At 62.6% G+C, this 25,355-nt stretch carries 21 protein-coding genes; 12 read left to right on the forward strand and 9 right to left on the reverse strand.

Features of this window, described 5'->3' with window-relative positions; all coding sequences use genetic code 11:
* The first annotated feature begins 7 nt into the window (after positions 1-7).
* The 8 genes from R8871_RS07500 to R8871_RS07535 all read left to right on the forward strand — a co-directional run bounded on the left by R8871_RS07500 (position 8) and on the right by R8871_RS07535 (position 8,809).
* Positions 8-925, forward strand: coding sequence for a DNA-methyltransferase (locus tag R8871_RS07500; RefSeq protein ID WP_175049732.1), 918 nt, complete (start codon positions 8-10; stop codon positions 923-925).
* Between the two features lie 33 nt (positions 926-958).
* On the forward strand, positions 959-1,771 hold the full coding sequence (gene trpA / locus R8871_RS07505) for a tryptophan synthase subunit alpha (protein WP_175049733.1): 813 nt from the start codon (positions 959-961) through the stop codon (positions 1,769-1,771).
* Between the two features lie 81 nt (positions 1,772-1,852).
* On the forward strand, positions 1,853-2,725 hold the full coding sequence (accD, locus tag R8871_RS07510) for an acetyl-CoA carboxylase, carboxyltransferase subunit beta (protein WP_074289018.1): 873 nt from the start codon (positions 1,853-1,855) through the stop codon (positions 2,723-2,725).
* Positions 2,726-2,880: 155 nt separating this feature from the next.
* Positions 2,881-4,191, forward strand: coding sequence for a bifunctional tetrahydrofolate synthase/dihydrofolate synthase (folC, locus tag R8871_RS07515; protein WP_175049734.1), 1,311 nt, complete (start codon positions 2,881-2,883; stop codon positions 4,189-4,191).
* 29 nt (positions 4,192-4,220) lie between these two features.
* Positions 4,221-5,141 (forward strand): SPOR domain-containing protein, encoded by a 921-nt coding sequence (locus tag R8871_RS07520; RefSeq protein WP_175049735.1) that lies wholly within the window; start codon positions 4,221-4,223, stop codon positions 5,139-5,141.
* A 7-nt stretch (positions 5,142-5,148) separates the two neighbouring features.
* Positions 5,149-5,643, forward strand: a complete 495-nt coding sequence (locus R8871_RS07525; protein ID WP_093634947.1) for a CvpA family protein — start codon at positions 5,149-5,151, stop codon at positions 5,641-5,643.
* Positions 5,644-5,776: 133 nt separating this feature from the next.
* Positions 5,777-7,324 carry an amidophosphoribosyltransferase gene (purF, locus tag R8871_RS07530; protein ID WP_175049736.1) on the forward strand — a complete coding sequence of 516 codons (1,548 nt, stop codon included), beginning with the start codon at positions 5,777-5,779 and terminating at the stop codon, positions 7,322-7,324.
* A 294-nt stretch (positions 7,325-7,618) separates the two neighbouring features.
* Positions 7,619-8,809, forward strand: coding sequence for an O-succinylhomoserine sulfhydrylase (locus R8871_RS07535; RefSeq protein ID WP_175049737.1), 1,191 nt, complete (start codon positions 7,619-7,621; stop codon positions 8,807-8,809).
* Between the two features lie 77 nt (positions 8,810-8,886).
* Here the strand turns inward: R8871_RS07535 and R8871_RS07540 are convergent, their stop codons facing one another.
* Positions 8,887-9,666: an AraC family transcriptional regulator gene (locus R8871_RS07540; RefSeq protein WP_175049738.1), complete on the reverse strand. Its 780-nt coding sequence runs from the start codon at positions 9,664-9,666 to the stop codon at positions 8,887-8,889.
* A gap of 44 nt (positions 9,667-9,710) precedes the next feature.
* Entirely contained in the window at positions 9,711-10,052 is a 342-nt protein-coding gene (locus tag R8871_RS07545; protein WP_027803023.1) for an FKBP-type peptidyl-prolyl cis-trans isomerase, read from the reverse strand.
* Positions 10,053-10,241: 189 nt separating this feature from the next.
* On the opposite strand from R8871_RS07545, the gene R8871_RS07550 reads away from it, so the two are divergent.
* Together R8871_RS07550 and R8871_RS07555 are read left to right on the forward strand one after the other, a co-directional pair.
* A complete protein-coding gene (locus tag R8871_RS07550; RefSeq protein WP_175049739.1) occupies positions 10,242-11,048 on the forward strand; it encodes a sensor histidine kinase in 807 nt (268 codons plus the stop codon).
* A 94-nt stretch (positions 11,049-11,142) separates the two neighbouring features.
* Positions 11,143-12,486 carry a hemolysin family protein gene (locus R8871_RS07555; RefSeq protein WP_054034925.1) on the forward strand — a complete coding sequence of 448 codons (1,344 nt, stop codon included), beginning with the start codon at positions 11,143-11,145 and terminating at the stop codon, positions 12,484-12,486.
* Between the two features lie 32 nt (positions 12,487-12,518).
* Here R8871_RS07555 and R8871_RS38415 read toward each other — a convergent pair whose 3' ends face one another.
* The gene (locus R8871_RS38415) at positions 12,519-12,719 is read right to left on the reverse strand and encodes a hypothetical protein (RefSeq protein WP_246287497.1); all 201 of its coding nucleotides are present in this window, start codon (positions 12,717-12,719) and stop codon (positions 12,519-12,521) included.
* On the opposite strand from R8871_RS38415, the gene R8871_RS07560 reads away from it, so the two are divergent.
* The gene (locus tag R8871_RS07560; RefSeq protein ID WP_246287490.1) at positions 12,643-13,290 is read left to right on the forward strand and encodes a sulfite exporter TauE/SafE family protein; all 648 of its coding nucleotides are present in this window, start codon (positions 12,643-12,645) and stop codon (positions 13,288-13,290) included. The genes R8871_RS38415 and R8871_RS07560 overlap by 77 nt on opposite strands.
* A 27-nt stretch (positions 13,291-13,317) precedes the next feature.
* Here the strand turns inward: R8871_RS07560 and R8871_RS07565 are convergent, their stop codons facing one another.
* A complete protein-coding gene (locus tag R8871_RS07565; RefSeq protein WP_175049741.1) occupies positions 13,318-14,772 on the reverse strand; it encodes a dipeptidase in 1,455 nt (484 codons plus the stop codon).
* Between the two features lie 21 nt (positions 14,773-14,793).
* Positions 14,794-15,567 carry a TetR/AcrR family transcriptional regulator gene (locus tag R8871_RS07570; RefSeq protein ID WP_175049742.1) on the reverse strand — a complete coding sequence of 258 codons (774 nt, stop codon included), beginning with the start codon at positions 15,565-15,567 and terminating at the stop codon, positions 14,794-14,796.
* A 16-nt stretch (positions 15,568-15,583) separates the two neighbouring features.
* Here R8871_RS07570 and R8871_RS07575 point away from each other — a divergent pair, with 16 nt between their 5' ends.
* Complete coding sequence (locus R8871_RS07575) at positions 15,584-16,033, forward strand: nuclear transport factor 2 family protein (protein WP_175049743.1); 450 nt, start codon at positions 15,584-15,586, stop codon at positions 16,031-16,033.
* Between the two features lie 82 nt (positions 16,034-16,115).
* Here the strand turns inward: R8871_RS07575 and treY are convergent, their stop codons facing one another.
* Genes treY through glgX form a run of 4 tightly spaced genes read right to left on the reverse strand, consistent with a single transcriptional unit; the run spans position 16,116 to position 25,349 of the window.
* On the reverse strand, positions 16,116-18,986 hold the full coding sequence (treY, locus tag R8871_RS07580) for a malto-oligosyltrehalose synthase (protein WP_175049744.1): 2,871 nt from the start codon (positions 18,984-18,986) through the stop codon (positions 16,116-16,118).
* Positions 18,983-21,139, reverse strand: a complete 2,157-nt coding sequence (gene malQ, locus R8871_RS07585) for a 4-alpha-glucanotransferase (RefSeq protein WP_175050032.1) — start codon at positions 21,137-21,139, stop codon at positions 18,983-18,985. Before malQ ends, treY begins: the two co-directional genes overlap by 4 nt.
* 41 nt (positions 21,140-21,180) lie before the next feature.
* A complete protein-coding gene (gene treZ / locus R8871_RS07590; protein ID WP_175049745.1) occupies positions 21,181-23,100 on the reverse strand; it encodes a malto-oligosyltrehalose trehalohydrolase in 1,920 nt (639 codons plus the stop codon).
* Positions 23,101-23,129: 29 nt separating this feature from the next.
* Entirely contained in the window at positions 23,130-25,349 is a 2,220-nt protein-coding gene (glgX, locus tag R8871_RS07595; protein WP_175049746.1) for a glycogen debranching protein GlgX, read from the reverse strand.
* Positions 25,350-25,355: the final 6 nt, after the last annotated feature.

Genomic DNA, 25,355 nt, shown 5'->3' on the forward strand with positions numbered 1-25,355 from the left:
CGCGACGATGCGCGACGAGTTCGACGAGCCGCAACCGGCGCTTGAAACCAGCCCGGCCGCCGAAGTGGTGGCGGTCGAGGCACCTGCACTGCTTTTGCCGCAGGTGCCCGCCGGCATCCGGCTGTTGAACCGCGATTTTCTGACCGATGTAGCGAACATCCCCGACGGGTCGATCGACCTGATCCTGTGCGATCCGCCTTATGGGCTCGGCAAGGATTATGGCAACGACTCCGACATGCGCTCAGGCGAGGACTTCCTCAGCTGGACGCGTGGCTGGCTTGAGCTGGCTATTCCGAAACTCAAGCCGTCGGGTTCGCTGTATATCTTCTGCACGTGGCAGTACGCGCCGGAAATCTTCAGCTTTCTGAAGACAAAACTCACGATGATCAACGAAATCATCTGGGACCGGCGTGTGCCGAGCATGGGCGGAACCGTGCGCCGTTTTACCTCGGTGCATGACAACATCGGCTTTTTCGCGGTGTCGAAAGATTATTTTTTCGATCTCGATCCCGTCCGCATCCCGTACGATGCCGTCACGAAGAAGGCGCGTTCGCGTAAATTGTTCGAAGGCAGCAAGTGGCTGGAGCTTGGCTATAATCCGAAGGATGTCTGGTCGGTATCGCGGCTGCATCGGCAACACGCCGAACGCGTCGATCATCCGACCCAGAAGCCTCTGGAAATTGTCGAGCGGATGGTGCTGGCAAGTTGTCCGAAGGGCGGGCGCGTGCTCGACCCGTTCATGGGCAGCGGCACCACCGCAGTCGCTTGCGCCCGGCAGCAGCGCGAATTCGTCGGCTATGAGATCAATGAAAGTTACTGCGCGATAGCGCGCGAACGCGTTAGCGCGGCCGCGTCGGCGCCCACTGCTGCTCGCAAAACCCGCAAGAGTGCGGCCAAAGCCGAGCGGCAAACCGAGGCGCAATGAGCGCGCAGTAGCTTAAAAATCCGAGAATATTCCATGTCCCGTATCAAGAACACGTTTGCCGCGTTGTCCGCCCAGGGTAAGAAAGGCCTGATTCCGTTCATGACCGCTGGCGACCCGGATCCGGCGCGCACGGTCGAGTTCATGCACGCGCTCGCCGCCGGCGGCGCCGATGTGATCGAACTCGGCGTGCCGTTTTCCGACCCGATGGCCGATGGCCCGGTGATCCAGCAATCGTCCGAACGCGCGCTGGCGCATGGCGTGTCGCTGCGCCACGTGCTGGCCGACGTGAAGCGCTTCCGCGAAACCGACGACAAGACGCCGGTGGTGCTGATGGGCTACGCCAATCCGATTGAACGCATGGGCACCGACGCGTTTGCCAAGGCGGCGAAAGAAGCCGGTGTGGACGGCGTGCTGGTTGTCGACTACCCGCCGGAAGAATGTGTCAACTTCGCTGAACAGATGCGATCTTCTGGCATCGATCCGATCTTTTTGCTCGCGCCCACCTCCACGGATGAGCGCATCGCGGAAGTCGGCAAAATCGCCAGCGGTTACGTCTATTATGTGTCGCTGAAAGGCGTGACCGGCGCGGCAAATCTGGACGTTTCCAGCATCGCGAGTAAAATCCCGGCCATCAAGTCGCGCGTACCCCTGCCGGTGGGCGTCGGTTTCGGCATCCGTGATGCGCAGACGGCGCGTTCGGTGGCGGAAGTTTCCGATGCCGTCGTGATCGGCAGCCGTATCGTGCAATTGCTCGAACAAGCGGCGCCCGAAGCCGCCGCCGAGACGCTTACGCGCTTCATTGCCGAAGTGCGCGAGGCGCTCGATAGCGTCGCGACTGCCCGATAACAGTTATTTTTTGTCTCCTGTAGTGTGAGCGGCGGGTTCGTCCCGCCGTTTGCGCAACCAGTTGACCCAGAGGGATTCAATATGAGCTGGCTCGATAAGCTGCTGCCGCCGAAAATCAAACAAACCGACCCGAAGAACCGCAAGGGGATTCCGGAAGGCCTGTGGATCAAGTGCCCGTCGTGCGAAGCCGTGCTGTACCGCAATGACGTCGAGGCCAATCTGCACGTTTGCCCGAAGTGCGACCATCACATGCGCATCGGCGCGCGTGAGCGGCTCGACGGCCTGCTCGATCCGGAAGGCCGCTACGAAATCGGCCAGGAAATCGTTCCGGTCGACGCGCTCAAGTTCAAAGACAGCCGCAAGTACCCGGACCGCCTGAAAGAGGCGATGGACGACACCGACGAAACCGACGCGATGGTCGTGATGGGCGGCGCCATCCACACGCTGCCGGTGGTGGTCGCGTGTTTCGAGTTCTCATTCATGGGCGGCTCGATGGGTTCGGTGGTCGGCGAGCGTTTCGCGCGCGGCGCGCAGAACGCGCTCGAACAGAAAGTACCGTTTATCTGCTTCACCGCTTCGGGCGGCGCACGGATGCAGGAAAGCCTGCTTTCGCTGATGCAAATGGCGAAGACCACGGCCATGCTGACCAAGCTCGCCGAAGCCAAGCTGCCGTTCATTTCCGTGCTGACCGATCCGACCATGGGCGGGGTGTCGGCGAGTTTCGCGTTCCTGGGCGACGTAGTGATCGCCGAGCCGAAGGCGCTGATCGGCTTTGCCGGCCCGCGCGTGATCGAACAAACCGTGCGTGAAAAACTGCCGGAAGGCTTCCAGCGCGCCGAGTTCCTGCTGACGAAGGGTGCGGTCGACATGATCGTCGACCGTCGCAAGCTGCGCGAAGAAATCGCGCAATTGATGGCGCTCCTGAGCCATCAGCCGGCGGACGCAGTCGCGTAAGCCACAACGCGGTTCGATTCAGCGCCGTGCCTGTTCAGGCACGGCCGCCATCAAGAAAAAGCAGTAAAAAAACCAGCGCGCCGCGAGAGTCATCAAGCGGCGCGCTGTCATTTCCGGGATAATCACGATCTCGCAACGCAGCAAAGATTCGCTCGATGACCACATTCCCCACCCTCGACGCGTGGCTCACGCACCTTGAATCCGCGCATCCTGTCGGCATCGACATGGGATTGGGACGCATCTCGCAGGTACGTGACGCGATGCAGTTGTCGTTCGCTTGCCCGATCATTACGGTCGGCGGTACGAACGGCAAGGGTTCGACCTGCGCTATCCTCGAATCGATTTTGCTGCGCGCGGGCTTTACGGTTGGCTGCCACACGTCGCCGCATCTGTTGACCTTCAACGAACGGGCACGCGTGAACGGCGAAATGGCGAGCGATGCAGACTTGATGCCGCATTTCGAAGCCGTCGAAGCCGCGCGCCTGAGCCTTGCCGAACCGATCACACTGACTTACTTCGAATTCACGACGCTCGCGATCATGAGCCTGTTCGCTTCGCGCGGACTGGACGCGGTGATCTTCGAAGTCGGCCTGGGTGGCCGCCTCGACGCGGTCAACATCCTCGATACAGACTGCGCGATCATCACGAGCATCGATATCGATCACACCGAGTATCTCGGCGACACGCGCGAGAAAATCGCCTTCGAAAAAGCCGGCATTTTCCGCCCGGGTAAGCCGGCGATCTGCGCTGACCCGGTGCCGCCGCAATCCCTGATCGATCACGCCGAAAAGATCGGCGCCGAACTGTGGCTGTTTGGCCGCGATTTCCGCTACGAAGGACAGGCAGGCAGCGAGCGCCAGCAATGGAGCTATGTGGGCCCGACGATGCGCCGTTCCGCGCTCGCTTATCCGGCGTTGCGCGGCGCGAATCAGTTGATCAACACGTCGGCGGCACTGGCTGGGCTTGAAGCGCTGCGTGATCGTTTGCCGGTGTCGGCGCAGGACATCCGGCTCGGTCTGGCTAACGTCGAATTGCCAGGGCGTTTCCAGGTGCTGCCCGGCAAGCCGGCCATCGTGCTCGATGTCGGTCACAATCCGCACGCTGCGGCAGTGCTCTCGCAAAACCTCGGCAACATGGGCTTTTTCCCGTACACCTACGCCGTATTCGGCGCGATGCGCGACAAGGACATTGCCGGCGTACTGACGCACCTGAAAGGCGAAATCGACCACTGGTGCGTGACCGATCTGCCGACTCCGCGTGCGGCTTCGGCGGAAGAACTCGAAGCGACTTTGCGCGAGCAGGGTGTGAGCGACGGTAATGACAGCAGCGTGACGTGCTACGCAACACCAGCAGAGGCTTTCCAAGACGCGCTAAAACGAGCGTCAGAGAATGATAGAATCGTGGTTTTCGGCAGTTTCTATACGGTAGCAGGCGTCATGGCCTACCGTAAATCGCAGCAACACTGAACGGGCGCCAGGCTCGAACCAAGCGATTCATGGGAATTTTCTCGTTCGGCAAGAAAGACGACGCGCCCAATCGGCGCGCCGCAAACACCAGTTCCACCCGGGCCGCCCGTGGCGAGCGCGTGGAGCGGCGAACCCGCCGCACGGAGCGCACCGTGGATGCCGATGCGATGCTGCTCGACCCTACGTTGCCTGAAAAGCAGCGTGCGCGGCGCAGACTCGTCGGCGCGGTCGCGCTGGTCGTTGCAGCGGTGGTGATCCTGCCCATGGTGCTGGATTCGCATCCAAAGCCCGTCACGGACGACATCTCCATCGACATTCCGAGCCGCCCTGCGCCGAAGGTCGCCACCAAGACCGAAGAAGACACGCAGGCCGGTGTAGCACCGGATAACCCAGCGCCTGACGCGGCACTCGCCGCATCCGGCCTTGCGCCGACAACGGCAGCCACGCAAGGCCAGTCCGGCGCTGCCAAACAGCAAAGCGCGGCTACGAGCATAGCGCCAGCGGCCAAACCGGCTGCGAAGCCGCAAGCGCCCGCCGCCGTTGCCGCCAATACCGCACCTGCAGCGCCTGTAGCACAAACGCCTGCCAAACCGGCCAAAGCACCCGCCACGCAAAGCGCGGCGAACACGTCGGCCCCGAGCGAAGACGGCGCGAATACGACCGCCGCCAGCGCAGACGCCAATTCCGGTACGCCGGCATCGCCGCCGGGCAGCCGTTTTGCCGTCCAGCTAGGCGCATTTGCGAACGACGCCAACGCCCGTACCTGGGCCACCAAGTTGAAAGCGGCCGGTGTGCCCGCATATACCGAACATCGGAAGCAGGCCGACGGCTCCACGCTCACGCTATTGCGTGCTGGTCCGTTCGCCGACCGTGCCGCGGCTAGCGCCGCGATTGCGAAGGTTCGTGAGGCCGGCTTGACGTCGGGCGCGAACAGCGGCGCTGCACAGTAAGCGAGCGATGTTCACTGCCTTCGACTACGCTGTAATGGCGGTGATCGGTTTGTCGGCCTTGCGCGGTACATGGCGCGGCTTTTTGTCCGAGATATTCGGGCTGATCGGCTGGATCGCGGCGTTTTTCATTGCTTGCCGCTTTGTTGGTTATGTCGTGCCGTTTATCCCTGCCACGTGGCCGGGGGGCGCACTGACCCAGTGGCTTCTGGCGTTCGCGCTGGTGGCGATCGGCGTGGTGCTGGTCGCAAGCGTGCTGAACGCCCTGCTGAGCCGCATCGTGCAGGCAAGCGGCTTGAGCGGCGTGGACCGCTCGCTCGGTTTGATGTTCGGCCTCGTGCGCGGGGTCGTTCTGGTGCTGATTCTGGTCGCCCTTGCAGGCTTGACCGAACTGCCCCAACAGGAATTCTGGCGCAACGCCTTGCTTCGGCCCTACGCGGTCGAGGGCGTGCACGTAATGAAACCGCTGCTTCCCGAGACGCTCGCTGCCTACGTCCGCGTGTGACGATCAGGTGAACGGTTAGAGGAGAGCAGCAGGACTCCGGCGCAATCCGGTGCCTCTACGTAGTCGCGTACCCTCGCGCAGCATCGCAGGCACCGGCCGCCGTTACGAATTTCGTACCTTTGAAGGACATGCCATGTGCGGCATCGTAGGCGTAGTTTCCCATTCTCCGGTCAATCAGCTGATCTATGACAGCCTGCTGCTTCTGCAGCACCGCGGTCAGGACGCCGCCGGCATCGCGACAGCGAACGGCAGCAACTTCCACATGCACAAGGCTAACGGCATGGTGCGCGACGTGTTCCGCACGCGCAACATGCGCAGCCTGCCCGGCACCACCGGTATCGGCCAGGTCCGTTACCCCACCGCCGGTTCTGCATCGAGCGAAGAAGAAGCCCAGCCGTTCTACGTGAACGCGCCGTTCGGCATTATCCTCGCGCACAACGGCAATCTGACCAATTGGCAGCAATTGAAAGATGAGATGTTCCGCATCGATCGCCGCCACATCAACACCAACTCCGACACTGAAGTGATGCTCAACGTGCTCGCGCACGAATTGCAGCTCTCCAGTTCGAGTCTGCAACTCGATCCGGCTGCGCTGTTCAAGGCGGTGTCGGGCGTGCATCGCCGGGTGCGGGGTTCGTACGCGATCGTGTCGCTGATTGCCGGCTACGGCTTGCTCGGCTTCCGTGACCCGTTCGGCATTCGCCCGCTGTGCCTCGGCAAGCAGGAAACGCCGGAAGGCGTCGAGTGGATCCTGGCGTCGGAATCGGTTGCGATCGAAGGTATCGGTTTCGAATTTGTGCGCGACATTGCGCCGGGCGAAGCCATTTTCATCGACCTGGAAGGCAATCTGCACTCGCAGCAATGCGCGACGAATCCGAGCCTGAACCCGTGCATTTTCGAACTCGTGTACCTCGCGCGTCCGGACTCGGTGCTCGACGGCGTGCCGGTCTACAACGTGCGTCTGCGCATGGGCGATTACCTCGCCGAGAAGATCAAGCGCGAATTGCCCGACGTTCCAATCGACGTCGTGATGCCGATTCCCGATTCGTCCCGTCCGGCCGCGATGCAGGTCGCGAAGAAGCTGGGCGTGGAGTATCGCGAAGGCTTCTTCAAGAACCGTTACGTAGGCCGCACCTTTATCATGCCGGGCCAGGCGATGCGCAAGAAGTCCGTGCGTCAGAAGCTGAACGCCATGGGCATCGAGTTCAAGGGCAAGAACGTGCTGATCGTCGACGATTCGATCGTGCGCGGCACCACCTCGCATGAAATCGTGCAGATGGCGCGCGATGCCGGCGCGAACAAGGTGATCTTCGCTTCGGCGGCGCCGCCGGTGAAGTACCCGAACGTCTACGGTATCGATATGCCTACGCGCGGCGAACTCGTCGCGCATGGCCGTACGGACGATGAAGTCGCCCGCATGATCGGCGCGGACTATCTCGTTTATCAGGACGTCGACGCCCTTAAGCAAGCCGTGCGCGATATCAACCCGGCGCTGAAGGAATTCGAAGCCTCGTGCTTCGACGGTAACTACGTCACCGGTGATGTCACCACCGAATACCTCGACCGCATCGAAACCGCGCGTCTCGCACCGTCCTCGCAATCGGATCGCGACGCCGCGAGCGAAGCGGCCGAGGGCGGCCCGTCGCGTTCGCAACTGCATCTGCAGTTGTCGGTCGGTTGAGTGATAGCGCTTGCGTCGTGGCCCGCTGCACGCCACGCCGCGAGCGTGTTAGCATGATGGCTTGCGTCGATTTGATCTCAGCTTGCGGACGCGGGGCAACCCAAAACAGCTAAAGCGAATGGTGGAAAAGCCGCAGTCATCCGCCTCCGCTCCAGCTTTCCCCCGCACATGAAGCCCGCTTATGCCGACGCAAAAGCGGGCTTTTTTGTTGCTGCCGTTCGGCGTTGTCGTGCTCGTTTAACGTGAGCCGTAGACGCCGAATCCAGCCATGGAACATTGGAAACCAGAACCAACATGGACGACTCCCTGAACTTCGACACGCTGGCAGTCCGATCGGGCACAGCGCGCAGCGACTTCAACGAACATTCGGAAGCGATTTTCCTGACCTCGAGCTTCGTCTTCGCGAGTGCCGCGGACGCCGCCGAAAAATTCAAGAATTCCGAAGACAACTACACCTACTCGCGCTTCACGAACCCGACCGTCTCGATGTTCCAGGATCGTCTGGCCGCGCTTGAAGGCGGCGAAGCGTGCATGGCCACGGCTTCGGGGATGGCCGCGATCATGTCGGTGGTGATGTCGACCTTGCAGGCCGGCGACCATCTGGTCAGCTCGCAGGCGCTGTTCGGTTCGACGCTCGGCATGTTCTCGCAGATCTTCAGCAAGTTCGGCATCACGACGACTTTCGTCGATCCGACCGATCTGGACGCATGGAAAAACGCCGTGCGTCCGGAAACGAAGATGTTCTTCCTCGAAACGCCGTCGAACCCGCTGACCGAGGTCGCCGATATCGAAGCGATCAGCAAAATCGCGAAGGCGGCCAATGCGATCTTCGTGGTCGACAACTGCTTCTGTAGCCCGGCGTTGCAACAACCGTTGAAGCTTGGCGCCGACGTCGTAATGCATTCGGCCACCAAGTTCCTCGACGGCCAGGGGCGTGTGCTCGGCGGCGCGCTGGTCGGCTCGAAGCAGTTCATCATGGAAAAGGTGTTTCCGTTCGTGCGCAGCGCCGGGCCGACCTTGTCCGCGTTCAACGCATGGGTGCTGCTGAAGGGCATGGAAACGTTGTCGCTGCGTGTTGAAAAGCAGTCGGCGAATGCGCTCGAAATCGCGCGCTGGCTGGAAGCGCATCCGGCCGTGAATCGCGTGTTCTACCCGGGGCTCGAATCGCATCCGCAGCACGCGCTGGCGATGCGTCAGCAGAAGGCGGGCGGTGCGATCCTGTCGTTCGAACTGAAGGGCGATACGCCTGAGCAGATGCGCGCGAATGCCTGGCGCGTGATCGACAGCACGAAGATCTGCTCGATCACCGGCAACCTCGGCGATACGCGTACCACTATCACGCATCCGGCAACGACCACGCACGGTCGTGTGACGCCGGAAGCGCGCGCGGCGGCGGGGATCAGCGAAGGCTTGATCCGTCTCGCAGTGGGTCTGGAAAACGCCGGCGATATCCGCGGCGATCTGGAGCGCGGTCTGGCGGGTTAATAGCGTCAGGCGAGCGCAGCAGGAAAGAAGCAGGAAACGCGAGCCGCCTTTTCAGGCGGCTCGCATAAAGCACAAACTCAATGGCGCAACGCGCGCCATTGACCGGGCGCGAGCCCGAAACGCCGCGTGAATGCGTGCGTGTAAGCGCTCTGATCGCCGAAGCCGATTTCCAGCGCGATATCGCTGAGCGACAGCCGCGGATCGGACAGCAAGCCAAGCGAGGTATCGAGCCGCAGACGCTGCAAATAGCGATGCGGCGTTTCGCCGAAAGCGTCGATAAAAAGCTGATGAAAGCGCCGCATGCCGAAGCCGCAATGGGTAGCCAGGTCGGCGACACGCAGCGTTTCTGAGAGATGAGCGCGCAGCCAGCGGTCGATGCGCGCGAAGTCGAGGCCGGCACCAGATGCCTGCGCCCCGGCCATCGTGCCGGTATCGGCCACCAACGCAGCGCCCAGCCGTGCGGCTGCGTCCCAGTGAAAACGCCGGGTATCCAGATCGTCGCCTTGCGCACCGCCTGTAGCGTGCGCCGCAATCCGATGCACGAGTTGCGTGAGTGAGGTATCCACCGTCACGGCCCGCGCACGGTCGAACAGGCGCTCCGGCACGGCCAGCGAAGCGGCCGGCAGATCCAGCACTAACTGCCGGTTCTCGCCGACGCCCGCATAGTCGTGCCGTGCGCCCGCCGGGATGAGCCAGGCGGAGCCGGCATCGATCTGATGCGCGACGCCGTCTACCGCCATCACCATCGCGCCGTCGAGCCCGAGCACGACCTGGTGAAAGTCGTGCACGTCCGACGCTTCGATTGCGCCGTAGCGGCGCAACGAAACGCTAGGAGCGGTGACGGCGGCGTGACTCATCGGTAAAGCCTGATTACAAAATACAAAACAGCGCAGCGAAAAACTTAGACGCCGAGCAGTTCGACTTCGAACACGAGCGTTGCATTCGGCGGAATCACGCCGCCTGCGCCGCGCACGCCATAGCCGAGTTGCGGCGGAATCGTCAGCTTGCGCGTGCCGCCGACCTTCATGCCTTGCACGCCTTCGTCCCAGCCCTTGATGACCATGCCGCCGCCCAGCACGAACGCGAACGGGTCGTTGCGGTCTTTGCTCGAGTCGAACTTCTGGCCGTCGGTGAGCCAGCCCGTGTAGTGCACGCTGACGGTCTTGCCGGCCACCGCTTCGGCGCCAGTGCCTTCAACGATGTCTTCGTATTTCAGGCCGGATTCGGTAGTCACAGTCGACATGTGTCGCTCCTTAGATCAAAAACGTAAAAACCGACATTGTAGGCGTGTTGGGCTCGCATCGCCGAGGATTGCCGTGTGGCATGTGGTTTGCGTTCAGGTTAGCCATCCGGCCAGGCTGGTTGCGCTGGACGGCATGCCTATAATGGGGCTTCTTCTGACATTTGATGCACCGCCTGAGAGGGTTCGATCGTGACAACGCCTTCCACCGGGACCGCCGGCGCAACGCCGGTTCCTTCCGGCTTCGCCGTATCCGAACGCACCGCACGTCTGTGCGCGGAGACCGCGCTGTTTATGCGCGATCACGTGCTGTCGCTGGTGTCGCACGACCTCCGTGGTCCGCTGAACGCCATCCATAGCTGGGCGTATGTGCTCGAACGCAAGCTCGATGCCAACGACCCCAATTCGCAACGCGCCGTCACCGGCATTCGTAACGGCGTGGAACAGCAGGTGAAGCTGCTGGAGACGATTGTCGACGCAACGCGCGCCGAGACCAAATCGCTGGCACTTGCTTTTGCGCCGTTTTCGCTGCACCCGCTACTGGATGAAACCGTTGACGAAGTCCGTTCCGGGCTGGCGCGCACACGCGGTGTCGAGGTGACGGTCGAGTCGCACCTCGCTACCGAGCAGCTCAACGGTGACCGTGAGCGCCTGGCTGCCGCGCTGTGGCTGATGCTCGCGTTTGCTGTCGAGGCGAGCACAGAGGGCGCCACGGTCACGCTGGCTGCACGTGCGGACGCCACCAGGTGGTACGCCACCGTCACCTTCAATCAAGACGTTGCTGCACTGAACGATCCGGCGGCGCCGCATTTGCTGGAAGCCTTTGCCCGCAAACAGGCGTGCGAACCGCGCGAAGCGAAGCGGATCGCGTGGGTGTTCGCGCTGTGCAAGCGCGTTGCGGAAGCGCACGGCGGCAATTTCGAGCAAAGCGACGCACCTGAGAGCGAAGCGGTGACGCTCGCGCTGCACGTGCCGCTGAGTGCAACGACAGCAACGTGAGCCGCGGCTGTCGGCGTGCGCTCCTGCACGCGATTAACTTTCAATTTGCTTGCGCCATCTATACTGACAGCTTTTGTTGCCGGAGCCCTTCGCTTTGATCCAGGTTGTCGCCCTTATCGGTGCATTGTTTCTCGTTGCCCTCAACGGTTTTTTCGTCGCCGCCGAATTCGGCCTGGTGAAGCTGCGCCAAACGCGTGTGCAAAGCCTCGCGGCCAAACACGGCATGCGTGGGCGCCTGCTGGCGAAGGTGCACGGGCGGCTCGACGCGTATCTGTCCGCTTGCCAACTGGGCATTACGCTGGCTTCGCTTGGGCTCGGCTGGATCGGTGAGCCGGCGTTCGCGGAACTGCTGACGCCGGTTTTCAGTCTGCTCGGCGTCGAGTCGGAGAAGCTGATTCACGGCATCTCGCTGTTCTTCGCGTTCTCGTGTATTTCGTTCCTGCACATCGTGGTGGGCGAGTTGGCGCCGAAGTCGCTGGCGATTCGCGAGGCGGAAAAGGTTTCGTTGTGGGCCGCCACGCCGCTGTACGGTTTCTACTGGGCGATGTATCCGGCGATCTGGGTGCTCAACACGAGCGCCAACGCAGTGTTGAAGTTGGCGGGTCTCGACGCGGACCACGGCCACGACTCGCATTACTCAACCGACGAACTCAAACTGATCCTGCGTGGCCGCCGTGCCAACGTCGCAACTGAACTCGGTGCGCCGGATGGCGCATACAGTCAGGACGAATGGAACACGATTGCGCATTCGCTGGATTTTTCGCGCATGACCGTCTCGGATCTGATGCGCCCTTCCTATGAAATGGTCGGCCTGCGGCGCGATCTGCCGTTGCGCGAAAACATGCAGGTCGTGGCGCGGCACCGCTTCAGCCGCTATCCGTTGTTCGAAGACGCGTCCGGCGAGCGCGTGGCCGGCATGATCCATTTGAAGGATTTGTTGCTGGCGCGGCACGCGGGCAGCACGCTCGACGACCTCTCCAAATATGCGCGCCCCGTGCAGTACGTGAAGCCGGACATGCCGGCGCTCGAACTGTTTCGTCGCTTCCGCAAGGGCGCGCCGCACTTCGCACTGGTCGGTCACAAGAACTCGAAGCCGATCGGCTTTCTGACGCTGGACAATCTGCTCGGCGCGCTGGTTGGGCAGATCCACGACGAATTCCGCCAGGGCGACGCCGACTGGACGCGTATGGACGACGGCACGCTGATGGGCAAAGGCAGTTTGCCGGTGGTGTCGCTGGAACGCGCGCTCGGAATCGACATCGACGAGGGCAAGGCCGAATCGGTCGGCGGCCTCGTGATTCAGGCGCTCAACGATCTGCCTACCGAAGGGCAGCGGGTCGAGTTCGATCGCTTCGACGTGGTGGTCAAGAAAATGAAGGGACCGCGCATCGTGCTCGTGCGCGTTTATCCGAAGACCTACGACGACGAAGGCGGTTGAGCGGCGTCTATGCTGAATCCGTCCCAGGTCCACTAAAGCATCGCTCGAGTAAAATCGTCGCCCATACCACTCGGGGGCGACATGGGATATTTGCTGGTGCTGTGCGTCGGCTTGCTGGCGGGCACGTTGAGCGGCGTGATCGGCACGGGCTCGTCGATGATGCTAATGCCCGTTCTCGTGATGCTGTTCGGTCCGCAGCAGGCGGTGCCGATCATGGCGATCGCCGCGATCATGGGCAACTTCGGCAAGATCCTGGCGTGGTGGCGCGAGATCGACTGGCGGGCTTGCGGCGCTTATTGCGCGACGGCGGTTCCGGGCGCGGCGCTGGGCGTGCGGACACTTCTTGCGTTGCCGCCGCATGCGGTCGAACTTGCATTGGGACTGTTCTTTGTCGCGATGGTGCCGACGCGGCGCTGGCTCGCGCGACGCGCTATCAAATTCACTCTGTGGCAGCTTTCGCTGATCGGCGGTGTGGTGGGTTTTCTCACCGGCATCGTCGTTTCCACCGGGCCGATTACGGTGCCCGTGTTTATGTCGTATGGCCTGGTTAAAGGCGCGTTTCTGGCAACTGAAGCCGCTGGGTCACTGGCTGTCTACGGTACCAAAGTTGCAGTGTTCAATCATTTCGGCGCATTGCCATTACATGTGGTGATCGACGGTTTGATCACCGGCTCGGCACTCATGATCGGATCCTTTTCCGCGCGGCTGATTGTGGTTCGAATGAGCCCTGCGGTTTTCAAACTTGTCGTTGACGGGTTGATGTTGTCTTCAGGCGTTTCGTTGCTGTGGGCGGCAGGGCGGTAGGGTCTTTTTGCGAAAACGCACGGCCCATCATCCCACCGACGCCTGAAACACCCTCAGGTAATTCCCTCCAAGAATTGCCCCGACTTCCACTTGCGAGAATCCGGCCTGCAACAGCGCGCTGGCCAGATCGGGCAACTGCTCGTAGCTCCTGAATACCGGGGGCGAAATGAACCCGAGCATATCCGTCCCCAGGCCGACATGTTCCACTCCCACGACATCCGCCATGCGTTTGACGCCTTCAGCCATCGCATGCAAATCGTGAAACGTCCCTGAGCTCGGCCACACACCAATTATACCACCCGTGCCGGCGATCACCCGCGCATGGTCCGGCGTGATGAGCCGGCTTCGCGCACCCGGATGCGTGGCCAATGCCGAATGCGAAAGCACCAGCGGTTTGGTCGACGTATCTGCCGCGCGCTTCACCAGATCGTAGGTGCCGTGCGCTACATCCACGACGATTCCCAACGCGTTGCAGCGCTGTACTACCTGCGCGCCGATGTCCGTGAGGCCGCCATGCACCGGCGGCTCGGTCTGGATATCGCCGAGTTCGTTTACGCGATAGTGCGTCAGTTGCAGATGCCGCAATTGATGCTTCGTGTACGCCTCATCGACACGATCCACCTGGCCTTCGAGAAAATCCGCGCCTTCGGCGGAGATGATCGCGCACGGACCCTGCGGACCCAATGCCGTCAGCGAGGCAGTGTTCGTCACCACTCGAATCTGCTCGCGCTCGACCAACTGATGGGCGCGCAGGAATTCGGTCTGGCCGAGCGCATACAGTTCGCCCGGCTGTGGCTCGCGCCATGCTTCGAAACGCTTGCGGTTGTCCGCCACGCGCGTGACCGTCGTATCGGTGACGATCGCGAGGCAAATGACGTTCATGCCGCCGGCGCGCATCGGCGCGGACAGTGGGATGAAAGGACGGTTTGCGCCGATCACCGGATTGCGCGACACGATCACGCGGCCGCCGTGGCTGTGCATGTCGATAGTGAGCGCGCCGGCGGGCGCTTGCCATCTCGGTGCGGTTTCGGATTGCGTTGTTTGCGCCGTTTCGTCATGCGCCTCGGTATAGCCGGCAAAGTGCCCGGGCGCACAAGCCGTCAAGCCCAGCGCCGCACCTGAGGCGAGAAACGCGCGCCGGCTAAATCGCCGCTGTGACGCTTGTGGACTCTGATCCACCGGCACTGCATCGACTAACCGATACCGCCAGCCCGCGGGATCGTCGAGCAGACAAACCAGCCGGCCCCGCAAGGCGAGGGCCTCTGCCTGTGGCGCGAGCGGCGCGGCCATCTGCACCTCGATCGACGTCAGCGGATTGCGCGGCACGCAACCCCCGCAACACGGTTCGTCGGCGCTCAGCAAGAAGTAGTCGACCGCGTCGGCCTGCGGGTCCAGCGGGATCATCCAGCCCGATATGTCGATGGCCGTGCCGTGCAGCCTGTCGGCATCTCCGGTTCTGATAGTCGACCAGTCGATCTGCATCGGTGCTCCTCACGGGTGCGTTTATTTGCGCGTAGATGTTACCCGGCTTTTATCTGGCGTCAGCGTTCCGACCATGCTTTCGACGAGCTTCAAGGCCTCCGCTTTCAGGGCGGCGGGATCGTCTGCGCCATCGAGCAATTGCGCTGCTTCGCACACCATGCTGCCGATCATGCGAGCCGCGAGGTACGCCCTGGTTTTTTCCTTACCGGTGGTCTGGTTCGTCAGCGCATCAATGAGCAGACCGTAGACGTGCGCTTCTTCGATCTCGCGGCACCGTGCCTGGCCGAGCACGGCGGGCGCGGTTTCGATGACGAGTTGCCGATACGCAGGTTCGGTGCAGACCTCCAGAAATTCGCGAATGCCCGCGCTCATCCGTTTGGCTGGCGGCGCGGCCGCGGCGGCGGATCTGACCTTCGAGGCAGCGTCCGCCTGAAGAGACTCGACCAGGGCGTCGAACAGTTCGGCTTTGTCGGCAAAGTGGTGATAGAAAGCGCCGCGGGTCACGCGCGCACTACGTGCGATGGCCTCTATCCCGACTTGCTGGTAGCCCTCTGAGGTGAACAACTCGCCCGCAGCAGCGATGAGCGCCTGACGGGTCGCGTCCGCATATTCCTCGCGACGGGATTTTGGGGTTGGACCTGCGGTCGGCATGGAGTGCGTTTTTATCTCTTGATTTTTCACATTCTGATTGTAGTATACATACACGGTGTATGTGAAAATCTCGTTGTATGTTAAATCGGACTTCGGCTGCGGCCTGAATACACGGGCAAACAACACCGTCGGTAAGCAACCCATTCAGGAGCAAACTCACATGACGTCAGCAGAAAAATACCTTCCCCCGACTGCGGAGCAGTTAGCCAATGCCCGGATAGCCGTGCAACGCTTCGCCTCGGAGTGGCAACACCCCGTCGCCGATAATCTGGAAGCGCTCATGCACGAGGACACACGAAACCTGATCCCACCCATGACTGAACCGGCCGACAGGAAAGGCGTCATCGAACATTTCCGTCAGGTCCTGACCCAACTGCCGGACCTGAAAGTCGACGTTCTTCAATGGGCGCCTACGGGCGACGCCGTCATGATCGAATGGCAGGCGTCGGCCACCGTAGCCGGGCAGCCGCTGAAGTGGTTGGGTGTCGACCGCTTCAACCTGCGCGGCGACCGGATGTACAAAGGGCAGGTGTATTGGGACACGCGGCGAGTGGCGGAACAGGTGGCCGAGGCAGTCCAACGCGCGCAGCAAGGCGGCTCAGCGGGATGATGAATCGCCTTGAATAAGTCGATAAAAAAGGCGGCTAAAGCGTGTGCGCGTTAGCCGCCTTCAACTTTCGAAAAATTGCAGATCAACTGCGTGGCACGCCGTCCTCCACCAGCACCGCGATAGGCATCGCGCTCAACGCATCGCGCAGATAAAGCAAACCGTTTTCGTCGACCTTGGGGGCCGCCGGACTCAGCCAGTCGAACGACGCCCGTCCGGCCAGATCCGCAGGCATTTCGATCGCGGTATCGCCCCATTTGGCCGGATCGACCATTGACAAACCGCTGCCATCGTCTTCTTCGCCGAGCAACCCGGCAGCAAGCCGGCTTGCCACGACCACAGCCCACGCATTCCCATGCCGCCGTGCAAACGCGATTACACTCGACGCATGCGCACCGCGCACTGCAAGCGGCAGATACGTGCCTTGACTCAACAACTCCGGCAAATGCGCGCGCAAAGCCAGCACGCGCTGCACTACCGCGAGCTTGACCCGGCCATCGTGCCAGTTCGCCAGAAACTCCGAAGGCGGAGTTTGTGCGAGCCATGCCTCGCGTTTGGCAAAATCGACGGGCCGGCGATTGTCGGGATCGACCAGACTGAAGTCCCACAACTCAGTACCCTGATAAAGATCGGGAATCCCAGGCGACGTCAGCCGCAACACGGTCTGCTGCAAACTGTTGAGCGCACCGGCGCGTCCAATCCGCGCCACGAACGCGGACAACTCGCGTAGGAAACCGTTGCGCCGCTGCGGCGCCAGGATATCGAACAGGAAATCGCGGCAGCCGGCCTCATAGGCTTCGTCGGGTGCGAGCCAGTTGGTCTGCAGCTTCGCTTCCCGCAGCGCCTTCAATTGCCATTGCGCGACGCGCTCAGCCAGTTCCTTGACGCCCGCTTCATCGTCCGGCTTTAGATCCGGTGGCCAGCTGCCCACCAAGGTCTGATACAGCATCGCCTCGGCGGCGGGGCCTGGTGACCAATCGTAGCTTGTGTCGTGGCTCACGCTGCTGATCGGCTTACCGTCGAGCGCACGTCGATGCGGCGCGTTCAAGGTCGACCACGCACGCAAGGTCGCGCTCCAGTCGTGGGAAATTTCGCTCAACACTGCAAGACGCGCACGCATGTCTTCGCCACGCTTGTGGTCGTGCGTGGCCGTGGCGAGCATCGCGTGAGGAAAGCGCTGCGAACGTTCGAGATTCGCTGCATGAAATTGCGCGACCGACAAAGCAAACTCACCCGGGTCCGAGCCGACTTCGTTGCGCGATAGCAAGCGTCCATAGCGATAGCACGCTGTATCTTCAATCGCCTTTGCGGCGACCGGTGCGGTCAATTGCGAGAACAGCGTCTGCGCGGTGCGCCGCGCGGAACCTGCGTGACTTGGCGGGGCGCCATTCTGACCCTGCTGTTGCGATTGCGCATTGCCGCGCACGTTCGGCGCTTCCTCAGCGCTGCCACCAAGCCACGCGTTCACGCGGTCGAGCACCACATAGTCCGCACGCGACAGCGTCTCGCGCGCGCCTGCCAGCGCCTGTTCGAAATACACGTTATCGGCAGCGCTGCGCAGCCCGTTCTGTGGATAGACCCGATACACCGGAAAATGCACGACCAGTTCGGCCAGCACACGCCGCAGCGCGGTGAAGGTGAAATCGCGCGTGGTCAGCGAATCACGGGCAATGCGGTGCAGCGCGCGTGCCGCGCGGTCCAGTTCCGCCGAGAGGTTTTCCGCGAGAATCTTGCGGCGCGCGGCGAGCGCTTCGTCGGTGAAGCGCGGGCTGCGGCCGGTGAGTTCGGCCCACGTCTCTCCGAGCGGTTCGGCGCCGGCCGGATCATGCAGCAGTGCGCCCACGTCGTTCATGAAATCGTAGCCGGTTGTGCCGTCCACGGGCCAGTCGTCACGCAACGGCTCGCCACGGCCGAGAATTTTTTCGACGACCACATACGGCGCGGTGTCACGCAATTCAGTGAGGCGCTGCCGCAGACGTTGACAGTACTCGCGCGGTTCAGCGAGACCGTCCACGTGGTCGATCCGCAAACCATCCACCACGCCTTCCTGATACAAACGAAAAATCAGCGCGTGCACGGCCTCGAACACTTCGGGCCGCTCCACGCGTACGCCGGCCAGCGTCGAAATGTCGAAAAAACGCCGCCAGTTCACTTCATCCGAAGCGGTGCGCCACCACGCAAGACGGAAGTGCTGCCGTTCGATCAGCCGATGCAAACGGTCACGCGTCACCGGGTCTGCGGGCGAATACGATTCCAGCACCAATTCGATCGCCGAGCCGCCGTTTTGCGCGACGAACTCGCGCAGCATGTCGCGTCCTTCGGCGGCACGCGGTTGATCGGCAGGCTGCGTCGTCAGGCCATGGAAGCGTTCGGCCAGCGCGCTGAGATCGGCGCGATCGGCGCTTTGCAAAATCGCCGGGTAGTCGATTGGGCACACCGGAAACACATGCGGCCCGTAGCCGATATAAAAGCGCCCGCTGTCGGCCGCAAAATGCAGCGCGATCCGGCCGGCCGCGAGTTCCTCGCCGTACGGCGCACCGAGTGTGGGCGCCAGTACCTTGCCGCGCAAGGCCGGATCGGGCGAATGCCAGTCGACGTCGAAATGGCGTGCGTACGCGCTGTGCCGGCCCCATTCGAGGATATCGAGCCACCACGCGTTGCTCGAGCCGCCGACGCCCATATGGTTCGGCACCACGTCGACGATCAGCCCCATGTTGTGCGCGCGCAGTTTATCGGCGAGGCGTTTCAAGCCCGCTTCGCCCCCGCATTCAGCGTTGACCTGGGTGTAGTCGACGGTATCGTAGCCATGCATCGAACCCGGCTCCGCGGTGGTGACGGGCGACGCATAAACGTGGCTGATGCCGAGCGCGGCAAAGTAGTCGACATGCTTTGCGGCATCGTCGAAGGTAAAGCCTCGGTGGAACTGGAGGCGAAGCGTGGAGCGCGGGACGGTCATGGCGTATCAGGCTCCGAAGAAACGTTGGAAGCAGCAGGAACGGTGGCGCCGCGGCGCGCACGGTCGACCGCCAGCAGGCGATCGCTGAAGGTGCCGTCCTCGAACAATGCGTCGATGGGCAGGATCACGCGGCGGCGCCAGTTCGGATGCTCGTCGATCGAGCCGGGCAGATTCGGCTGCTCGACCAGTGCGAGCAGATCTTCGAGCGGGAAAGTGACGAGCGGCCCGGGTGTGGCGGCCACGAAGGCGAGCGCTTCATCCACGGGCGCCTTGTCGGGCGGCGGCGCCTGCACGTTGGGCGCGGCGACGCCGGCCTGCTGGAACGCGCGCCATAACAGCGCGCGATCGGCGGCGCGTTCTTCCTGTGCCACTTCCTCCGCGTCGCGGCCATCGGCGCGCGCCATCGTCTGACCGATCCGGTTGCGCCACGTGATGTCACTGCCACGCCACCAGCCCGCCACGGTCGGCAGATCATGGGTCGTGGTGGTGCCGACAGCGTTGCGGTCCCACGCCTGCGGCGGCTTGAAACCTTTGCCGCCTTCCGCACCTTCGAACCACAGCACGCGAATGCCGGCCAGACCGTGTTCGTCGAGCCGCTCGCGGAAACCGTGCGGGACAGTGCCGAGATCTTCGCCGATTACGATCGCGCGATGCCGCCACGATTCGAGCGCGATCAGCCGCAGCAGGTCTTCGAGCGGATAGCGCAGATAGGCGCCGTTACGCGCGCTCTCGCCTTCGGGCACGAGCCACAGGCGTCGCAAGCCGAGAATGTGGTCGATGCGGATGCCGCCCGCATGCGCGAACGCCGCGCGCAGCATGTCGATGAATGCAGAGAAGCCCTGCGTGCGCATCGCGCGTGGCGAGAAGGTAGTGAGCCCCCACGCCTGGCCGGCCTGGTTGAACAGATCGGGCGGTGCGCCCACCGATATGCCTTGCAGCATGTCGTCGCGGTAAGACCACGCATGGCTGCCGGCGCTATCGCACCCGACAGCGAGGTCGGCGATCAGGCCGACGGCCATCCCGGCGTCGCTCGCTGCATGCTGCGCGTGCGACAAACCCTTGGCGGCGAGCCATTGCAGAAACAGATGAAAGTCGACTTCATGCCGATGCGTTTCGGCAAAGGCTTCGACTTCCGGACTGCGCGGATCGCGCAACGCCTCGGGCCAGTTGCGCCAGTGGCCATTGCCGTCTCCTTGCGCCAACTGCACCGCCTGCAGCGCTTCGAAACGCGCGTGGTCTTCGAGCGCACGGCCGGCACGCTCACAAAAGCCGTGAAATTCGAGCGCTCGCGGCGTGTCATGCGCGCGTTCCTGGGTGCAGAAGTTTTCGTACAGCGCGCGCAAAACCTTCAGCTTCAGCACCACCGCGTTTGGCCAGTCGATCAGCGGCAAGTCTTCGAGCGCCGGCCATGCTTCGGTGGCTTGCGCCGCCTCGAGTGCGGCGCGCGCGGCATCGGCGCCGAACACCGCGGCGGGGTCGATATGCGTGACATTCAGCCACAAACGCGACGACGGCGAATACGGACTGAAGCGATTCGGCTCGGCGCTGAACATCGCGTGCGTCGGACTGACGGCGAGCGCGTGCGCGCCACGCTTCGCGCTCTCAATCGCCATTTGCGCGAGGGCCGTGTAGTCGCCGATGCCGCCATCGCCGGTGCGGCGCAAGCCGTATAACTGCGCGGCGATACCCCACAAGGGCGGCGGTTGCGTCGTGGCGCCGTCGTGTAGCGTGCGCCATGCATCGGCGACTGTATAGCAGCGTGACGGTGCGACGGCCAACGTCACGCGTTGCTCGTTGATCACCAGCGTGTGATAGCCGGGTTCGTCGATCGGCGCGAGCAACGCTTCCTCGCCTTTCGGCGTTGTGAAGCGGCCGTCGATGATCGAGCCGCTTTCCAGTTCGATCCGGTAGTGACTGCCGGATTTGATCGCCGCGACCGGCAGCGCAATGCCGCGTTCGACCTCCGCGGTCATCAGCGGCGGCAGTTTTCGGCCGGACAGTTCGGCTTCGAGCGCGGCCGCGCTGTGCCGGATCTGCGTGGCGTTGCCGCACGGCAAGCCCATCCGTTCAAGGAGCACGGCGAGCGTGCTCTCCGGCACATGTTGCGTCGTATGGTGCGCGTCCCGCCACTCGACTTCGAAGCCGGCGCGCATGGCAAGGGTCACGATCGTATCGTTTGGACGGCGGGTGGCACTCACGCGTGGCGCTCCTGTTGACCTGCGATGCGGGCATCGTGGCCGATGGCATAGTCGCTGACGTCGCCGGTCACCCACGCGACAAACGCGTATGACGGCAACAGCTTGGCGTCGATCTGCTCGCGCACGCGCGGCGGCGTTTCGAAAATCACTTTGCCGGCAGGCGGATCGGGGAACGCCACGTTCTCCTTCGAGAGATTCAACGCAATCGACAAGGTTTCGCCGTCAGCGAGTTTCCAGCGCGCGATCAGCGCATTGGCGTCGCCACCGTTTGCGGCGGTCAACACGGTCGAGCCGCACGCTTTGGCATGTTTCAGACGCGGCGTGATCAACTTCGCCCGCACGGCGAGCGCGGATTTGTAGAAGTGCATCCAGTCGAGGCGGTCTTTTGCATTGTCATCCGCGGCGGGGCTTTGAACAGGCTCGGGCGGCGACGAGGCCGCAAAGGTCTTTACGTCGTTCGGATCGGGAATCTGCGCGCGACGCTTTTCGTCGCTGAACGCCGAAAAGCGTGCGAATTCGCGCCGACGCCCTTCGCGCACGGCGTCGGCGAGCTCGCCGGTGTAGTCGGTGAAAAACAGGAACGGCTGCGTCGAACCGTATTCCTCGTCCATGAACAGCATAGGGATATGCGGCGACAGCAGCAGCAAACCGGTGGCGGCGCGCAAGGCATCGTCCGACGTCAGCTTACGCAGGCGCTCGCCGAATGCGCGATTGCCGATCTGATCGTGATTCTGCAAAAACATCACGAACGAGGTGGGCGACAGATGCCGGCTTGCTTCGCCACGCGGCGCACCGTCGTGAATCGGCGACGGGTCGCCCTGATACGCGAAACCTTCCGAGAGCACGCGTGCAAGGCGACGGATCGGCTGATCTTCGTACGCGTGGTAATAGCCTTCCGTTTCACCTGTCAGCAGAACGTGCAGCGTGTTGTGCGCGTCGTCGTTCCACTGTGCGTCGAAATGCGTGTCCAGCAGGCTCGCGCTGTTGTGCTCGTTTTCCAGCACGAGATGCACGTGCCGCCCGTGCTGCACTTTCGCGCGGATATGGTCGGACAATTCGCGCAACCACGTGTGATTGTCGATGGCATGCACCGCATCGAAACGCAGGCCGTCGAGACGGTATTCGTTGATCCAGTAGATAGCGTTGTCGATGAAGAAGTCGCTCACTTCACTGCGTTCGAAATCGATCGCAGGACCCCACGGCGTGTGTGTGCCTTCGCGGAAAAACGAGCGGGCGTATTGGTGCAGATAATTGCCGTCCGGTCCGAAGTGGTTATAGACCACGTCGAGAAACACCATCAGGCCGAGACCGTGCGCGGCGTCGATCAGTGCTTTCAGTTCTTCAGGGCGGCCGTACGCGGAGTCGGGCGCATACGGCAGCACGCCGTCGTAACCCCAATTGTGCCGGCCGGGAAAATCGTTCAATGGCATGAGTTCGATGGCCGTCACGCCAAGTGAGACAAGCGCGGGCAGACGTTTCTGCACGCCCGCATAGCCGCCCATCGTGCCGACGTGCAACTCGTACAACACCGTTTCTTCCCACGGGCGACCGTGCCAGTTCGTATGTTCCCAGCGGTACGCGCGCGGGTCGATCACTTCGCTCGGGCCATGCACGTCTTGCGGCTGGAAGCGTGACGCAGGATCGGGCACCGCATGCTCGCCATCGAGCCGGAAGCGATACAGCGTGCCCGCGCCGCTCTCGACGGTCGTTTCGAACCAGCCGTTGCCGGCTGGCGTCATGTCGTGCGCGCCTTGGGCCGGTCCGTTTTCGATCTCTACCTGCACCGTCTTGCACGAAGGCGCCCAGAATCGGAACCGCGTGCGCGGCTTCGCACCCGTCGCGCCCAGCAACTGTGCGCTGAACGGCAGGCAATGCGCGTGATGATGCGCATGAGGATCAATCGGACTTTCGGACATGATTCATCACCATTCGATATGACTTTCGCCTACGTGGTCGGCGAAGTGTCGCTGCTCGGCGGATGCATACCCGGATCGGGCGGCAGCGCAGTCAACAGCCGCGGTCCGTGCTGCGCGCCGGCTTTCCAGCCCGCCTGCCAATCCGCTTCTCCGATAGGCTGCGCCGCCAGCATGACGAGACTGTGCGCGGCCACTTCGACCTCCGGCACGGCCAACCGATGCGGCGCGCTTTCCGGCTCAGCCGTATCTAGCAGCACATGCCATTCCAGGTGTGGCGCGGGCGGAGTGAAGCGCCGTGTTTCGTCCGCAGCATTGAGCATCATCAACAATACTTCCGTTTCGTCATTCAAGCCTGGACCCGCGCGCCGCAGCGTGAACGTGCGGCCTTCAGGGTCCTGCCAGGCTTCGATAGTGAGCGGATCGCCGTGTTCATCGAACCAGCCGACATCGAACAGGCCCGGCAACACTTCGCGATCGCCGAACAGAAAGCGCGTTTCGCGCAGCAGCGGATGCTGTTTGCGCAGCGCGATCACGCGCGCGACGAACGCGGTCATCTGACGGCCGTCGGGCGACTCCGCGCGCTCCCAGTCAAGCCATGATAGTTCGTTATCCTGGCAGTACGCATTGTTGTTGCCGTTCTGCGTACGCAGCGATTCGTCGCCTGCCAGCACCATGGGTGTGCCGAGCGCCATCAGCAACGTGGCGATCAGCGAGCGGGCCACGCGTTTGCGGGTTTCGAGGAGAACCGGATCGTCGGTCGGACCCTCTACGCCCCAATTGCGACTGCAGTTTTCGTTGTGGCCGTCGTTGTTATCTTCGCGATTGGCCTCGTTGTGCTTGTGCTCATACGCGGTGGTATCGGCTAGCGTAAAACCGTCATGCGACGTGACAAAGTTGACCGATGCCCACGGTTTTCTGAAGCGCCGGTTGAACAGATCGGCGGAACCGGTGAGGCGCGCGGCAAGATCAGGGCGCAAGCCCGCGTCACCGCGCCAGAAGCGGCGCACCGTGTCGCGGAAACGGTCGTTCCATTCGGCAAATCCTGGCGGATGGTTGCCGAGTTGATAACCGCCAGGGCCGATGTCCCAAGGCTCGGAAATCAGCTTGCGTTGCGACAGGATCGGGTCCTGGCGCAATGCGTCGAAGAAACCGGAGCCGGGATCGAAACCGTGCTGCTCGCGGCCGAGCGTCACGCCGAGATCGAAACGGAAGCCGTCGATATTGAACTTTGTCGACCAGTAGCGCAGCGAATCCATCACCATCTGCAGCACGCGCGGATGCGGCAGGTTCACGGTATTGCCGCAGCCGGTGTCGTTGATGTGGTGGCGTTCGTCGCCTGGGATCAGGCGGTAGTAGCTCGCGTTGTCGAGGCCGCGCCATGAGACGGTCGGCCCCATCTCGTTGCCTTCGCAGGTGTGGTTGTAGACCACGTCGAGAATCACCTCAATGCCGGCCGCATGCAACTGACGCACGGCGATACGCATTTCATCGAGTCGATGCGAACTCAGATACGACGGCTCCGGCGCAAAAAATGCCGCGGTGTTGTAACCCCAGTAATTGCGCAGGCCGCGCTCTACCAGAAAGCGATCGTTCAGAAACGCATGCACGGGCAGCAATTCGACGGCGGTCACACCGAGCTTCAGTAAATGCTCGATGAATTCCGGCGACGCGAGCGCCGCAAACGTGCCACGTTCGTGCTGGCGCAAATCGGGGCGCAACATCGACACGCCACGCACATGCGCCTCGTAGATGACGGTTTCGCCCCACGGCACATTCGGGCGCTTGTCGTGAGACCAGTCGAAGGCTTCGTCGATCACCACGCACTTCGGCATGGCCGGCGCCGAATCGCGCCGGTCGATGGACAGGTCGGCGCGATTCGAATGCACGCGGTAACCGAATAACGCGTCGGACCAGCGAAACTGCCCGACCAGTTTGCGTGCATATGGATCGAGCAATAGTTTGTGCGGATTGAAGCGATGCCCATGCTGCGGCTGATACGGCCCATGTGCGCGAAAGCCGTACGCCGTGCCGGGGTGCGCATTGGGCAAATAGCCGTGCCAGATTTCGTCGGTGCATTCGGGCAGCGTGAAGCGCCTGATTTCCTTGCGACCGGTGGGATCGAACAGGCAAAGCTCGATTTTCTGCGCATTTGCCGAGAACACTGCAAAGTTGACGCCGAGGCCATCCCAGCTGGCGCCGAGCGGATAGGGCGAGCCGGGCAAAAGCCGGTCGGGCATTGCATGCGACATGATTCC

This window comes from Paraburkholderia sediminicola, assembly GCF_902859805.1.
GTDB lineage: Bacteria > Pseudomonadota > Gammaproteobacteria > Burkholderiales > Burkholderiaceae > Paraburkholderia > Paraburkholderia sediminicola.